Source organism: Cupriavidus sp. 30B13 (genome assembly GCF_049059565.2).
Taxonomy (GTDB): domain Bacteria; phylum Pseudomonadota; class Gammaproteobacteria; order Burkholderiales; family Burkholderiaceae; genus Cupriavidus.
Genome location: NZ_CP188223.1, coordinates 2190151 through 2203738, shown reverse-complemented (window position 1 = coordinate 2203738; position 13588 = coordinate 2190151). Strand labels below are relative to the sequence as shown.

The window sequence follows — 13588 nt, the reverse complement described above, 5'->3', positions numbered from 1 at the left end:
TCATGCCGAATACCTTCAAGCGCATCGTGCTGGCCTCGCGTCCCGCCGGCGCGGTCACGCCCGACAATTTCCGCCTCGAGGAAGTGCCGGTGCCCGCGCTGGCGGACGGCCAGGTGCTGGTGCGCAACCATTACCTGTCGCTCGACCCGTACATGCGCGGGCGCATGAACGACAGCAAGTCCTACGCCACGCCGCAGCCGCTGGACCAGGTGATGATCGGCGGCACGGTGGGCGAGGTGGTGGCCTCGAAGAACGCGAAATATGCCGTGGGCGACAAGGTGGTCGGCATGTTCGGCTGGCAGGAGATGGGCCTGAGCGACGGCACCGGCATCCAGAAGGTCGATACCACTCATATCCCGCTGTCCGCCTACCTGGGCTCGGTCGGCATGCCCGGCGTGACGGCCTGGTACGGCCTGAACAAGATCATCGCGCCCAAGGCCGGCCAGACCGTGGTGGTCAGCGCGGCGTCCGGCGCGGTCGGCAGCGTGGTGGGCCAGCTTGCCAGGCTCAAGGGCTGCCGCGTGGTGGGCTTTGCCGGCGGCAAGGACAAGTGCGACTACGTGGTCGGCGAGCTGGGCTTCGACGCCTGCATCGACTACAAGGCCGCCAAGGACGGCAAGGAACTCTACGCCATGCTCAAGGAAGCCACGCCCGACGGCGTGGACGGCTACTTCGAGAACGTCGGCGGCGAGATCCTCGACACCGTGCTGGCGCGCATGAACGCCTTCGGCCGCATTGCCGTGTGCGGCATGATCGCGGGCTACGACGGCCAGCCGATGCCGCTCAAGAACCCGCAGCTGATCCTGGTGTCGCGCCTGACCGTGGAAGGGTTCATCGTGTCCGAGCACATGGAACTGTGGCCGCAGGCGCTGCAGGAACTGGGCGCCGCGGTGGCGCAAGGCAAGCTCAAGTTCCGCGAGAGCATCGCACAGGGCCTGGCCAGCGCGCCCGAGGCCTTCATGGGCCTGCTCAAGGGCAAGAACTTCGGCAAGCAACTCGTCAAGCTGGTGTAGGCGCGGCAAGGCGCGGCCAGCCAACATAAAAGGAGACTCCCCATGAATGCCCCGGCAGAAAACACCAGGCCGCAGGACAACCCCGACGACATGGCCGCCGGCCTGTCCGAAGAGGTCAAGGCCAGATACCGCATGCTGCCGCGCCCGCCGAAATTCGACACGCCGGCCGAGGAGCGCCTGCACCGCAAGCAGCGGCTGGCCGCGGCCTTCCGCCTGTTCTCGAGATTCGGCTTCGACGAAGGCGTGGCGGGCCACATCACCGCGCGCGACCCGGAGTTCACCGATACCTTCTGGGTCAATCCGTTCGGCGTGCATTTCAGCCAGGTCAAGGTGTCCAACCTGATCCGCTGCGACCACCACGGCAACGTGGTGGAGGGCGCCTACCCGGTCAACGCCGCGGCGTTCGCCATCCATTCGCGCGTGCACCAGACGCGCGAAGATGCCGTGGCCGCCGCGCACTCGCACAGCACGCATGGCCGCGCGTGGTCCACGCTGGGCCGCCCGCTCGACCCGCTCACGCAGGACGTGTGCGCGTTCTACAACGACCACGCGCTCTACGACGATTTCGGCGGCGTGGTGGTGGAGCTCGACGAAGGCCAGCGCATCGCCAATGCGCTCGGCCCCAACAAGGCGGCCATCCTGCAGAACCACGGCCTGCTGACGGTGGGCAAGACGGTGGACGAAGCCGCATGGTGGTTCATCACCATGGAGCGCTCGTGCCAGGTGCAGTTGCTGGCGGAAGCCGCGGCCGCGCGCACCGGCGCGCCGCTGAAGATGATCTCGGACGCCGCGGCGCGCCAGGCATACTCGATCGTCGGCACCGCGCAGGCCGGCTGGTTCCAGTTCCAGCCGCTTTATGCGCGCATCGTGAAGGAACAGCCGGACCTGCTGGACTGAGGCCGCGGCATCCTCCGGGCGCGGAGGCAGTCGGGGCGCCGGCGGGCAGCCGCCGGCGTTTTCCAGGCACACAAAGACAGGCGACATCGATCCCATGGCAGACCTCATCCTCCACCAGTACGCAACCTCGCCGTTCTCCGAGAAGATCCGCCTGCTGATGGGAGCCAAGGGCCTCGGCTGGCAGGCGGTGGAAATCCCGCCGATCCTGCCCAAGCCCGACGTGGTGGCGCTCACCGGCAGCTACCGACGCACGCCCGTCCTGCAGGTCGGCGCCGACATCTATTGCGACACGGCGCTGATCTGCGAGGTGGCCGACGCCATGGCGCCGGACCCCGCGCTCTATCCCGCGGCGCAGGCCGCCAGCGCGCGCGTGATGGCGCACTGGTTCGACACCGCGCTGTTTACCGCCGCCGTCACCTACCTGTTCCAGCCGGCCGGCGCGCAGAGCATGCTCGGCCATCTCGCGCCGGCGCAGATCCAGGCCTTCGCCGCCGACCGCAAGGCCATGCGCGGCGAGGGCAACGCGCTGCGCATGCCGCTGCCCGAGGCGATCGCGCTGCTGCACGACACCTTCGGCCGGCTCGACCAGCAGTTCAGGGCGGGCGTGGCGCATGTGTCCGGCCCCGCGCTGTCGGTGGCGGACTTTTCGCTCTATCACAACGTCTGGTTCATCCGCCGCGCCAGCGAGCTGGCCAGGCTGCTCGATGCCTATCCGGCGCTGCAGGCCTGGCACGCGCGCATGCAGGCGTTCGGCCACGGCAAGGTGCACGTGATCGGCAGCGAGGTGGCGCTGGCGGTGGCGCACCGCGCCGACCCCGCCGCGCAGAGCGGCGGCGTGGCGCCGGGCAGCGGCTTCGAGGCGGGCGACGCGGTGACCGTGACGCCGACCGACTACGCGCGCGATCCCGTCGCCGGCGTGCTGGTGGCGCTGGACGCGCGGCGCGCGGTGCTGCGCCGGCAGGATCCGCGCGCCGGGGCGGTCAACGTGCATTTCCCGCGCCAGGGATACGAAGTCAGGCGCGCCGGCTGAGGCGCGCGCGCCCGGCACCGGCATCGCGGCAATACCACCACCACGACAACATATCGACGAGAGGCAGACAAGATGAAGCAATTCCAGGGCAAGGTGGCAGTGATCACCGGCGGCGCATCCGGCTTCGGCAAGGAGTTCGCCAGGATCGGCGCCGGGCTCGGCATGAAGCTGGTGCTGGCCGACGTGCAGGAAGACGTGCTGGACGCCACCGTGGCCGAGTTCAAGGCGCAGGGCGTGCCGGTGATCGGCGTGCGCGTGGACGTGTCCAGGGCCGAGCAGGTGCAGGCGCTGGCCGATGCCGCCATCGCCGCCTTCGGCCAGGTCAACCTGCTGTTCAACAACGCCGGCGTGGGCGCCGGCGGCCTGATGTGGGAAAACACCGAGCGCGACTGGGACTGGGTGCTCGGCGTCAATCTCTACGGTGTCATCCACGGCGTGCGCATCTTCACGCCGCTGATGCTGGCCGCGGCGCAGAAGGACCCGTCGTTCGAGGGCCATATCGTCAACACGGCCTCGATGGCCGGCCTGCTCAGCCCGCCGGCGATGGGCGTGTACAACGTGTCCAAGCACGCGGTGGTCGCGCTGTCCGAATCGCTGTACCAGGACCTGAGCCTGGTCAGCGAGCAGGTCCGCTGCTCGGTGCTGTGCCCGTATTTCGTGCCGACCGGCATCACCAGGTCGGGCCGCAACCGCCCGGCGGAGCTTGCCAACGAGGGCCCGCTCACGCGCTCGCAACTGGTGTCGCAGGCCATGTCGGACAAGGCGGTCAACTCCGGCAAGGTGACCGCCGCCGAGGTGGCGCAGATCACCTTCGACGCCATCCGCGACAACGGCTTCTACATCTATTCGCATCCGCAGCAGCTCGATCCCGTGCGCCAGCGTTTCGAGGAGATCGTCGGCCAGCGCAACCCCGGCGATCCGTTCGCGGGCAAGCCCGAGGTGCGCGCCGGGCTGGTGGCGGCGCTGCGCGGATGAGCCGTGCGGGCGGCGCCGGGCGGCGCGGGCACGGTTCGTGCGTCAGCACACATTGCCGCGCGCCCGAAGCAGACAAACTCATTGCGGCCCAGGGAGGAGAAACCATGACCAAAGCTGCAGTCATCCGCCACCTGCAGTACGCCACCTTGCCCAACGGCACGCGCCTGCACTATGCCAGCGCGGGCGAGCGGGGGCGGCCGCTGGTGCTGTTCGTGCATGGCTTTCCCGAATTCTGGTACGAGTGGGAGGCCCAGCTAGCGGAATTCGGCAAGACGCACTTCGCGGTCGCGCCGGACCTGCGCGGCTTCAACCTGTCCAGCAAGCCGGCCGAGGTCGAGGCCTACCGGCCGCGCCATATCGTCGAGGACCTGGTGCAGCTGATCAACGCGCTGGGGTACTCGCGCTGCGTGGTGGTGGCGCACGACTGGGGCGGGGCGATCTGCTGGAACCTCGCCATCCAGTTCCCGAAACTGGTCGAGCGCCTGGTCATCATCAATTCGCCGCATCCCTATGTGTTCGCCAAGGCGCTGGTCAGCAATCCCGAGCAGCAGGCGGCCTCGGCCTATATGAACTGGCTGCGCCAGCCGGGCTCGGAAGAGGCGCTGGCGGCGGACGGCTTCGCCAGGCTGGAGAGCTTCCTGCACGGCCTGGGCAAGCAGCCCGCACCATGGTTCAGCGGGGAGACGCGCGAGAGATACCGCGCGGCGTGGTCGCAGCCCGGCGCGGGCGGGTCGCATTCGCTGACCGGCGGCGTCAACTACTACCGCGCGTCGCCGATGCACCCGCCCGGCCCCGGCGAGACGCCGCCCGACATCTCCAAGCTGGACCCGGCCGCCTTCACGGTGCGCGTGCCCACGCTGGTGATCTGGGGCGAGCGCGACACCGCGCTGCCCAAGAGCCTGCTGGAGGGGCTCGAGCAGTTCGTGCCGGAGATGCGGCTCGAGCGCATTCCCGACGGCACGCACTGGGTCGTGCACGAGCAGCCCGAGCGCATCAACCTGCTGATCCGCAGCGCCTTGCCCTGAGTCCGCGCCGCCCGCATGCCGGCCGCATGCCGGCCGGCCCGGCGGTGCTGGCCCGGCCGGCATGCGGGCGACTGTGCATGGGCCGCGCGGGCGGCGCCTGCTACAGTGGCGCCGGTTCGGACAGCGCCGGCGCGCGCAAGGAAAGGGCGGGATGAAGACCATCGGACTGATCGGCGGCATGAGCTGGGAGTCGTCCGCCGAGTACTACCGGCTGATCAACCAGGACATGAAGCAGCGGCTCGGCGGCCACCACAACGCGCGCAGCGTCATGGTCACGGTCGGCTTCGAGCAGGTCAAGGCGTTGCAGCACGCCGGCCGCTGGGACGAGCTGGCCGGCATCATGCGCGATGCCGCGCTGAAGGTGCAGGCCGCGGGCGCGGATTTCGTGGTGCTCTGTACCAACACCATGCACCGCGTCGCCCCCGCCATCGAGGCGGCGCTCGCGGTGCCGTTTCTCCATATCGTCGATCCCACCGCGCAGGCGCTGCGCGCGGCCGGCATCGCGCGCGTGGGCCTGCTCGGCACCGCCTTCACCATGGAACAGGATTTCTACCGCGGCCGCATGCTGGAGCGGCACGGCATCGAAGCGGTGGTGCCCGGGCCCGAGGCACGCGCGCTGGTGCACCGCATCATCTACGACGAGCTGTGCCACGGCGTCGTGCGCGACGCCTCGCGCGAGGCATACCGGCGCGTGATCGGCGAGCTGCAGGCACAAGGCGTGGGCGGCGTCATTCTCGGCTGCACCGAAATCGCGCTGCTGATCGGGCAGGGCGACGTGCCGCTGCCGGTATTCGACACCACCGCGCTGCACGCGCAGGCCGCGGTAAGCCGCGCGCTGGAGGGCGCGCTGGCAGCGAGTGCCGCGGCCGCCACGCCATAGCGCCGGCAGCGCCGCCCGGCGCCACCCGGCGCCACCCGGCGCCGTTGTTCATTCCTCTGGCTGAGGCCTTCTCCGCCGGACGGCTTATAGCCACCGTCGGCCTTAGCGGCGAATCTGGCTTGGCATGGCGCAGGCTTGACGCCATGCTGAACGCCATGGAAAGCACACATGCCGGGGGAAGGTATGCACACCATCGTCAGTCCCGTCGGGACGGAAATCACCATTCCAGAAAGTGCCGAAGAGGGCGCCAGCTATTTCACGCTGGACCAGTTGGCGGAGGCCCGGCTCTACTACGATGAAAACGGCTACACGGTGGTCCGCGGCGTGATCGAGCCGGCCACCTGCGATGCCATCCGCACTGCCTTCGCCAGGACCGTGAAGCCGTATCCGGGCTATATCTACCGCCAGGCCACGGCCAATCCGGAGAAAAACCGCATCAACGAATTCGGCTTCGTGATGAACCCGATCCTCAACCTCCAGTCGCTCGGCCAGCTGGATTTCGCGCCGCTGAAGTCGCTCGCGGTCAAGGTGTTCGCCAGCGACCCGATCCGCAAGATCGGGCGGGCGCTGCTCGACGAGGAGGTCAAGCTGGTGCAGAGCATGTACTTCGAGGGCAACTCCGAGACCTGGCCGCACCAGGACAGTTACTACCTCGACAGCGAGAAGATCGGCAGCATGGCCGGCAGCTGGTACGCGCTGGAAGACATCGACGCGGGCGCCGGCCGCTTCTTCGTGGTGCCGGGCAGCCACCGCCTGGACATGGTCCGCAACGGCAAGGACTTCGACGTGGCGTTCAACCACGACAAGTACAAGGGGCTGATCCGCAAGGTGATCGCCGAGAACGGGCTGCGCTTCGAGGCGCCCGCGCTGCGCAAGGGCGACGTGCTGTTCTGGCACTCGATGACCATCCACGGCAGCCTGCGCACCACGCGCCCGCAGTTCTCGCGCAACTCGCTGACCGCGCACTACATCCCGCAGTCGCACCGCTTCCTGCAGTTCCAGTCGCGCATCAAGCCGCTGAACCTCAAGCAGTTCGAGGGCATGCAGTTCCATTGCCCGAAGGACATGGACAACCTGGGCAGCCGCGTCGTGCTCGGCGTGGAGACGCGCTTCCCGACCATGTTCCAGATGACCAAGCGGCTGGCGATCAAGGCGCTGGTGAGATAGCCGGCGCCGCGCGCGCTTTCGCGCGCTTTCGGGACGCTGCCGCAGCAGGCCCGGCGCCTTCCCGGCTTGCGCCGCGAAGGCGTCCCGGCGTTCAGCTCAGGCGTTGCCGGTACAGCCGGTAGTTCTCCTCGTCGAAGCAGACGAAGCTCACCTGCTCGATGCTCGGCGCCGCGGCCAGCGCCTTGCGCACCGCGTCGATGGCGATGTCCACGGCGCGTTCGCGCGGAAAGCCGTAGATGCCGGTGCTGATGTTGGGAAAGGCGATGGTGCGCAGCTTGTGCTGCGCGGCCAGCGCCACGCTGGCCTGGTAGGCGCTGGCGAGCAGGGCGTCTTCGTCGCGGCTGCCGCCTTCCCACACCGGGCCGACCGCGTGGATCACGTAGGGCGCGGGCAGCAGACCGCCGGTGGTGATGACGGCCTGGCCGGTGGGGCAGCCGCCGCGGGTTTCGCGGATGCCGCGGCAGGCGGCCATGATGGCCGGGCCGCCGGCGCCGTGGATGGCGCCGTCGACGCCGCCCCCGCCGAGCAGGCCACTGTTGGCGGCGTTGACGATGGCGTCAACTTCCATGCGGGTGATGTCTCCGTGCAAGACCTGCAGGTGTTCCCCTGTCATGACGTCTCTCCGTGCTGGTGGGATGAAGCTGGATGAGCCTGGATGAAACCGGATCTTCGCGGCGGTCCCGCGCGCCTGCCTTGCCTTCGCTTGCCTGCGCCGGCCCGCCGCCGCGCTTACATGGATTCCGCCAGCATGCGCCGGTAGTCCGCCGCGCTGGCCTCCTTCGGGTTGGTCTTGTGGCAATGGTCCGCCAGCGCGCCGGCGATCACCTTGTCGAACATGTCCTCGGTGACGCCCATCTGCCGCAGCCCGGTGGGCAGGCCCAGGCGCGCGGTCATGTCGTGCACGGCCTGCGCCAGGTCGGCGTCCGCGCGCAGGCCCATGGCGTGGCGCAGGCGCGCGTAGCGGTTGTCGCGCACCACGCCGGGGGCATCGGCATTGAAGCGCAGCACCGCGGGCATCACCACCGCGTTGAGCGTGCCGTGGTGCAGGCCGGTCTTGCCGTCGACCTTGAGGCCGCCGAGCGGGTGCGACAGCGAATGCACGCAGCCCAGGCCCTTCTGGAACGCCATCGCGCCCTGCATGGAGGCACTCATCATGTTCAGCCGCGCCTCGCGGTCCTGGCCGTCGCGGGTGGCGCGCTCGATATGCTTCCAGCCGCGTTCCAGGCCGTCCAGCGCGATGCCGTCGGCGGGCGGGTTGAAGGCCGGCGCCAGGAAGGTCTCCACGCAATGCGCGATCGCGTCCATGCCGGTGGCGGCGGTCAGTCCCGCCGGCAGGCCGAGCGTGAGGCCGGGGTCGCAGATGGCGGAGCGGGGCAGCAGGTGCCAGGAATGGAAGCCGAGCTTGCGTCCGTCCTCGAGGATGATGATGGCGCCGCGCGCCACCTCGCTGCCGGTGCCCGCGGTGGTGGGCACGGCGATCAGCGGCGCGGCGCGGTCGGTGATCTTCGCGCTGCCGCCTTCGATGGTGGCGTAGCCGGTCAGCTCGCCCGGGTGCGTGGCCAGGATGGCGATGCCCTTGGCGAGATCGATCGAGGAGCCGCCGCCGACGGCCACCAGGCCATCGCAGCCGCTCTCGCGGTAGAGCGCCGCGGCCTTCTTGACCATGGCCTCGGTGGGGTTGGACGGGGTCTCGTCGAAGACGGCATGGGGCAGTCCGCCCAGCGCGTCGATGGCCTGCTGCGCCACGCCGGCGGCAACCACGCCCTTGTCGGTCACCAGCAGCGGACGGCGGATGCCGATGCGCTCGCACTCCGCCTTCAACTGGCCGATGGCCCCGAAGTCGAGGTGGATATGGGTCAGGTAATAAATGAAGGCCATCTATGCTGTCTCCGTCGGTGAGGTGTTTTATTGTTTGACGATGGTCGATGATGGCGCAAAACTGCCCGGGCTGACCAGCCCCCAGGAAAATTCCATTGCATTGCTGCAGAAACAACCGGAATCATACTAAAATCGAACGACCGTTCACAAAACCCCGGATTCATCGTCCATGACCGTTCCTGCCTCCCCCCACGGGTCCGCCCGGCCCGCGCCTGCCGTGCCCGGCATGCCCGCGGCCGCACTCGACCCGCAGGTGGCGGCGCTGCTGGAACTGATCGCGCGCGTCAAGCGGCCCGGCATCCACGAACTGGACCCGGTCGACGCCAAGACCGCCTACGAGAAGAGCGCGCCGATCATGGACATCTCGCCGGTGCCCGTGCACAGCGTGGAAAACCTGACGGTGCCGGCGCGCGACGGCTACGAGATCGCGCTGCGCCTGTATGCGCCGCGCGCTGCCAGCTGGGCCGAGCCGCTGCCGCTGCTGCTGTACTTCCACGGCGGCGGCTTTACCGTGGGCAGCATCAATTCGCACGATCCGCTGTGCCGCCTGCTGTGCGCGCAGGGCGAGTGCATGGTGCTGTCGGTGGACTACCGGCTCGGGCCAGTGTGGAAGTTTCCCTACGCCGCCAACGATGCGTTCGATGTCATGCATTGGGTCTTCCACGAAGCCGCCCGCCTGGGCGCGGACCCGGCCCGCATCGCGCTCGGCGGCGACAGCGCGGGTGGCACGCTCGCGGCCGCCTGTGCCGTGCATGCGCGCGACGCCGGCCTGGCGCCGGTGCTGCAGATGCTGATCTACCCCGGCACCTGCGCGCGCCAGGACACGCCTTCGCACCGCGCGCTGGCCCAGGGCTATCTGCTGACCGGGCCGATGATCCAGTGGTTTTTCTCGCAGTACCTCGACAGCGAGGCCAGCCGCGACGACTGGCGCTTCGCCCCGCTCGACGGCGGCGGCCACGGGGCCGACGTGCACGGCTGCTGCCCGGCCTGGATCGCCGTGGCCGGCTACGACCCGCTGCACGACGAGGGGGTGGCCTACGCGGCCAAGCTGCGCGCCGCGGGCGTGCCCGCCGCGCTGGCCGACTACCCGGGCATGATCCACGATTTTTTCAAGCTGGGACGTTTCGTCCCGGCGGTGGCGGGCGCCCACGCGGATGCCGTCGCTGCCTTGCGCGCCGCCTTCGGCAGCGGCTGAGCACGGCTGCCGGCCGGCGCCGGCAGCCGGATCGAAGCGGTCGCAGAACCACCGATTCATGGCTTCACCCCAACGTGCTCCAGGCGTCCGGCCTGCAGCAGTAGTAGTAGCAACAGCAGAGATAGGAGACACAGACTCATGCAACGCCGCCAATTCTTCGCCCAAGCGGGCGTGTTCGCCGCTACCGTGGCAACCCTCGGCCTGGCCAGCGCGCCGGTCCAGGCACAGGCGGACAATTTCCCGCAGCGGCCGGTGCGCCTCATCATCGGCTATACCGCCGGCGGCTCCACCGACCTGCCGTTCCGCGTGCTGGCGGAAAACGCGTCCAAGATCCTCGGCCAGCCCGTCATCATCGAGAACAAGCCCGGCGCGGGCGGCGTGCTGCCGGCCCAGCTGATGCAGTCGACCCAGCCCGACGGCTACACGCTGGCCCAGGTGGCCATGCCGGTCTACCGCCTGCCGTATACCACCAAGATCAACTGGGACCCGGTCAAGGACCTGAGCTACGTGATCAACCTGGCCGGCTACTCGTTCGGGCTGGTGGTGCCGGCGGATTCGCCGATCAAGACCATGCAGGAGTACATGGCCTACGCGCGCGCCAACCCGGGCAAGCTGACCTACGGCTCGCCGGGCTCGATGACCACGCTGCACCTGACCATGGAAGAGCTGGCCATGAAGCAGAACGTGCAGTTCTCGCATATCCCGTACAAGGGCAATTCGGAATCGATGCAGGCCCTGCTGGGCGGCCATGTGATGTCGGTGGCGGACACGCCGGCGTGGGCGCCGTACGTGGAGTCCGGCAAGCTGCGCCTGCTGTCGACCTGGGGCGACAAGCGCTCGGCGCGCTTCCCCAACGTGCCCACGCTCAAGGAACTGGGCTACGGCATCGTGCAGACCTCGCCGTTCGGCATCGTCGCGCCCAAGGGCACCGATCCGAAGGTCGTCAAGAAGCTGCATGACGCGTTCAAGAAGGCGATGGAAATGCAGAACTACCGCGACTCGCTCGCCAAGTTCGACATGGAGCCGTACTACATGAGCAGCGAGCAGTACGCGCGCTTCGCCGCCGATACGGTCAAGAAGGAAAAGGCCATCATCGACAAGCTGGGGCTGAACAAGCCGCAGTAACGCGCGCGCGGGCCGCGGCCCGCCGCCGGCAGGCGCGCGGCGCCGGTCCCGCCAGGGCCGGCGCCGCTTCTTCATTCAGCAGGAGCTTCTTTTCATGGCCAAGGAACAATTCCGCCACGGCATGCCGCTGCGCGTGCGCTGGGCCGAAGTCGATCCGCAGTCGATCGTCTTCAATGCGCACTACCTGACGTACTGCGATATCTGCGTGACCGAGTACTGGCGCGCGGTGGGCATCCGCTATCCCGAGGACGTGCTGCACGCGCATGGCGTGGACATCTTCGTGGTCAAGTCGACGCTCGAGTACCACGCCTCGGCGCGTTTCGACGACGTGCTGGACATCCGTGGCCGGATCGCCCGCATGGGGCGTTCCAGCATGCTGTTCCGCGTGGAGATGTACCGCGGCGACGAGCACCTGATCACCGGCGAGATCGTCTATGTCTGCGCCGATCCCGAGAGCCGCAGGTCGACGCCCGTGCCGGGCGCGGTGCGCGAGAAAATCCTCGCCTACGAGGTGGTGACGCCGGAAGGCTGATCCGGCGCTGCGCGCCCGTCCTACGGCGCGATCCCGGCGTCCTCGATATAGCCGCGGATCACCGACGCGAAGCCGTCGTCGCCGGCGAAGCCCAGCGCCAGCGCGCGCTGCGTGTTCCACGCCGCCGGCCAGGTGCCGACGATGTTCTCGATGCGCGCGTCGCGCTGCCAGGTCACGCGGTCGGCCACGAAGTCGCCGGCCACCTCCCGCAGCGCTTCCACCATCTGCCTCGGCGTTACCGACAGCCCCGGCAGGTTGACCGTGCGGCGCTCGCCGAACGCTGCCCCGTCGAGTTCCATGCCGCGCACCAGTGCCGCGATGGCGCCGCGCGGCGACAGCAGCCACAGCGGCGTGTCCGGCGCCACCGGGCAATTGGCGGCCTCGCCCGCGAGTGGCTCGCGGATGATGCCGCTGGCGAACGACGAGGCCGCGGCGTTGGGCTTGCCCGGGCGCACGCTGATGGTGGGCAGGCGCAGCACGCGCCCGTCGACGAAACCGCGCCGGCTGTAGTCGGACAGCAGCAATTCGCCGATGGCCTTCTGCGCGCCGTAGGACGACTGCGGGTTGAGCGCGGTATCGTCCTGCACCACGGCGGGCAGGGTGCCGCCATAGACGGCCACCGAACTGGTGAACACCACGCGCGGGCGATGGCCGAGCGCGCGGCAGGTTTCCAGCAAGGCGCGCGCGGCGTCGAGATTGACGCGCATGCCGAGCTCGAAATCCGCCTCGGCCTGGCCGCTCACCACGGCCGCGAGATGGAACACGGCGCCGGTGCGGGCGTCGACGGCCTGCGCCAGCACGGCGGGGTCGGACAGGTCGCCGGTGACCACGCGCACGCGCGCGTCGCCGAGCGGCGGCGGGGCCACCACGTCGAGCAGGGTCAGGCCGTCGATGGCGACGGGCTTGCCGCCGATGTCCAGGGTGCCGCGCGCGAGCAGCAGGCGGGCGAGCCGCAGGCCGAGGAAACCGGCGCCGCCGGTGATCAGTACATGCATCTTTGTCTTCCGGTGATGCCGCCTGGCGGCGGCGTGCTTTGCGTCGATGGGCCGGACCGCCGGCTCAGCCCTTGAGATACGGCCTGACCCAGCCGAGCCCGGCCGTGGTGCCGGCGCGCGGCCGGTACTCGCAGCCGATCCAGCCGTCGTAGCCGAGGCCGTCGATCACGTCGAACAGGTAGGGATAGTTCAGCTCGCCCAGGTCCGGCTCGTGCCGCTCGGGCACGCCGGCGATCTGGATATGGCCGATGCCGGCCATGTCGCGCTTGAGCTTGACGGCGAGGTCGCCTTCCACGATCTGGCAGTGGTAGCAGTCGAACTGCACCTTCAGGTTGGCCGCGCCGACCTCCTTGCAGATGGCCTGGCCGTCGTCCTGGCGGTTGAGGAAATAGCCCGGCATGTCGCGGCCGTTGATCGGCTCGATCAGCACGGTCACGCCCTGCGCGGCGGCCGCGCGCGCGGCGTGGGCCAGGTTTTCCAGGTAGCAGGCGCGGTGGCGGGCGCGGTCCGCGCCCGCGGGCACCATGCCGGCCATCACGTGGATGCGGTCGTTGCCGATCACGGCGGCGTATTCCAGCGCGCGCGCGATGGTGTCGCGGAACTCGGCCTCGCGCCCGGGCAGGGCGGCGATGCCGCGCTCGCCGGCCTGCCAGTCGCCGGGCGGCGCGTTGAACAGCGCCTGGGCGAGGCCGCTGGCATCGAGGCGCGCGCGGATCTCGGCGGCGGGATGCTCGTACGGGAACAGAAACTCGACCGCCTTGAAGCCGTCCGCCGCGGCGGCGGCGAAGCGGTCCAGGAAGGCGTGCTCGGTGTACATCATCGAGAGGTTGGCGGCAAAGCGCGGCATGCGGTACTCCAGGAGGAAAGGCGTTGTGG

At 69.3% G+C, this 13588-nt stretch carries 15 protein-coding genes; 11 read left to right on the top strand and 4 right to left on the bottom strand.

Going from position 1 to position 13588, the window contains the following annotated elements; translation table 11 throughout:
- Positions 1-2: 2 nt before the first annotated feature.
- The 7 genes from ACKI2N_RS10075 (at position 3) to ACKI2N_RS10045 (ending at position 6987) form a co-directional block, all read left to right on the top strand.
- Positions 3-1013: an NADP-dependent oxidoreductase gene (locus tag ACKI2N_RS10075; protein WP_420994293.1), complete on the top strand. Its 1011-nt coding sequence runs from the start codon at positions 3-5 to the stop codon at positions 1011-1013.
- Between the two features lie 42 nt (positions 1014-1055).
- Positions 1056-1910 carry a class II aldolase/adducin family protein gene (locus tag ACKI2N_RS10070; RefSeq protein ID WP_420994292.1) on the top strand — a complete coding sequence of 285 codons (855 nt, stop codon included), beginning with the start codon at positions 1056-1058 and terminating at the stop codon, positions 1908-1910.
- 94 nt (positions 1911-2004) lie between these two features.
- A complete protein-coding gene (locus tag ACKI2N_RS10065) occupies positions 2005-2940 on the top strand; it encodes a glutathione S-transferase family protein (RefSeq protein WP_420994291.1) in 936 nt (311 codons plus the stop codon).
- A 72-nt stretch (positions 2941-3012) separates the two neighbouring features.
- Entirely contained in the window at positions 3013-3915 is a 903-nt protein-coding gene (locus tag ACKI2N_RS10060) for an SDR family oxidoreductase (protein ID WP_420994290.1), read from the top strand.
- 104 nt (positions 3916-4019) lie between these two features.
- The gene (locus ACKI2N_RS10055) at positions 4020-4940 is read left to right on the top strand and encodes an alpha/beta fold hydrolase (protein WP_420994289.1); all 921 of its coding nucleotides are present in this window, start codon (positions 4020-4022) and stop codon (positions 4938-4940) included.
- Positions 4941-5091: 151 nt separating this feature from the next.
- A complete protein-coding gene (locus ACKI2N_RS10050; RefSeq protein ID WP_420994288.1) occupies positions 5092-5820 on the top strand; it encodes an aspartate/glutamate racemase family protein in 729 nt (242 codons plus the stop codon).
- Between the two features lie 168 nt (positions 5821-5988).
- The gene (locus ACKI2N_RS10045) at positions 5989-6987 is read left to right on the top strand and encodes a phytanoyl-CoA dioxygenase family protein (RefSeq protein ID WP_420994287.1); all 999 of its coding nucleotides are present in this window, start codon (positions 5989-5991) and stop codon (positions 6985-6987) included.
- A gap of 91 nt (positions 6988-7078) precedes the next feature.
- On the opposite strand, the gene ACKI2N_RS10040 is transcribed toward ACKI2N_RS10045, so the two are convergent.
- Together ACKI2N_RS10040 and ACKI2N_RS10035 are read right to left on the bottom strand one after the other, a co-directional pair.
- Complete coding sequence (locus ACKI2N_RS10040) at positions 7079-7600, bottom strand: O-acetyl-ADP-ribose deacetylase (RefSeq protein ID WP_420994286.1); 522 nt, start codon at positions 7598-7600, stop codon at positions 7079-7081.
- Between the two features lie 116 nt (positions 7601-7716).
- A complete protein-coding gene (locus ACKI2N_RS10035) occupies positions 7717-8865 on the bottom strand; it encodes an iron-containing alcohol dehydrogenase (protein ID WP_420994285.1) in 1149 nt (382 codons plus the stop codon).
- Between ACKI2N_RS10035 and ACKI2N_RS10030 the strand changes: the two genes are divergently transcribed.
- The 4 genes from ACKI2N_RS10030 (at position 8855) to ACKI2N_RS10015 (ending at position 11717) form a co-directional block, all read left to right on the top strand.
- Positions 8855-8995, top strand: a complete 141-nt coding sequence (locus ACKI2N_RS10030) for a hypothetical protein (protein ID WP_420994284.1) — start codon at positions 8855-8857, stop codon at positions 8993-8995. The genes ACKI2N_RS10035 and ACKI2N_RS10030 overlap by 11 nt on opposite strands.
- Before the next feature lie 96 nt (positions 8996-9091).
- A complete protein-coding gene (locus tag ACKI2N_RS10025; RefSeq protein WP_420994283.1) occupies positions 9092-10060 on the top strand; it encodes an alpha/beta hydrolase in 969 nt (322 codons plus the stop codon).
- Positions 10061-10198: 138 nt separating this feature from the next.
- Positions 10199-11185: a tripartite tricarboxylate transporter substrate-binding protein gene (locus tag ACKI2N_RS10020; protein ID WP_420994282.1), complete on the top strand. Its 987-nt coding sequence runs from the start codon at positions 10199-10201 to the stop codon at positions 11183-11185.
- A gap of 94 nt (positions 11186-11279) precedes the next feature.
- Positions 11280-11717 carry a YbgC/FadM family acyl-CoA thioesterase gene (locus ACKI2N_RS10015; RefSeq protein ID WP_420994281.1) on the top strand — a complete coding sequence of 146 codons (438 nt, stop codon included), beginning with the start codon at positions 11280-11282 and terminating at the stop codon, positions 11715-11717.
- Positions 11718-11737: 20 nt separating this feature from the next.
- On the opposite strand, the gene denD is transcribed toward ACKI2N_RS10015, so the two are convergent.
- Entirely contained in the window at positions 11738-12712 is a 975-nt protein-coding gene (gene denD, locus ACKI2N_RS10010; RefSeq protein WP_420994280.1) for a D-erythronate dehydrogenase, read from the bottom strand.
- A 64-nt stretch (positions 12713-12776) separates the two neighbouring features.
- Positions 12777-13559: a 2-oxo-tetronate isomerase gene (gene otnI / locus ACKI2N_RS10005; protein ID WP_420994279.1), complete on the bottom strand. Its 783-nt coding sequence runs from the start codon at positions 13557-13559 to the stop codon at positions 12777-12779.
- Positions 13560-13588 lie beyond the last annotated feature (29 nt).

Coding starts and splice junctions, on each gene's coding strand:
- ACKI2N_RS10055 (WP_420994289.1), top strand. CDS start 4,020: ATGACCAAAGCTGCAGTCATCCGCCACCTGCAGTACGCCACCTTGCCC.
- ACKI2N_RS10045 (WP_420994287.1), top strand. CDS start 5,989: ATGCCGGGGGAAGGTATGCACACCATCGTCAGTCCCGTCGGGACGGAA.
- ACKI2N_RS10035 (WP_420994285.1), bottom strand. CDS start 8,865: ATGGCCTTCATTTATTACCTGACCCATATCCACCTCGACTTCGGGGCC.
- ACKI2N_RS10030 (WP_420994284.1), top strand. CDS start 8,855: ATGAAGGCCATCTATGCTGTCTCCGTCGGTGAGGTGTTTTATTGTTTG.
- denD (WP_420994280.1), bottom strand. CDS start 12,712: ATGCATGTACTGATCACCGGCGGCGCCGGTTTCCTCGGCCTGCGGCTC.
- ACKI2N_RS10020 (WP_420994282.1), top strand. CDS start 10,199: ATGCAACGCCGCCAATTCTTCGCCCAAGCGGGCGTGTTCGCCGCTACC.
- ACKI2N_RS10065 (WP_420994291.1), top strand. CDS start 2,005: ATGGCAGACCTCATCCTCCACCAGTACGCAACCTCGCCGTTCTCCGAG.
- ACKI2N_RS10075 (WP_420994293.1), top strand. CDS start 3: ATGCCGAATACCTTCAAGCGCATCGTGCTGGCCTCGCGTCCCGCCGGC.
- ACKI2N_RS10060 (WP_420994290.1), top strand. CDS start 3,013: ATGAAGCAATTCCAGGGCAAGGTGGCAGTGATCACCGGCGGCGCATCC.
- ACKI2N_RS10050 (WP_420994288.1), top strand. CDS start 5,092: ATGAAGACCATCGGACTGATCGGCGGCATGAGCTGGGAGTCGTCCGCC.
- ACKI2N_RS10015 (WP_420994281.1), top strand. CDS start 11,280: ATGGCCAAGGAACAATTCCGCCACGGCATGCCGCTGCGCGTGCGCTGG.
- ACKI2N_RS10025 (WP_420994283.1), top strand. CDS start 9,092: ATGCCCGCGGCCGCACTCGACCCGCAGGTGGCGGCGCTGCTGGAACTG.
- otnI (WP_420994279.1), bottom strand. CDS start 13,559: ATGCCGCGCTTTGCCGCCAACCTCTCGATGATGTACACCGAGCACGCC.
- ACKI2N_RS10070 (WP_420994292.1), top strand. CDS start 1,056: ATGAATGCCCCGGCAGAAAACACCAGGCCGCAGGACAACCCCGACGAC.
- ACKI2N_RS10040 (WP_420994286.1), bottom strand. CDS start 7,600: ATGACAGGGGAACACCTGCAGGTCTTGCACGGAGACATCACCCGCATG.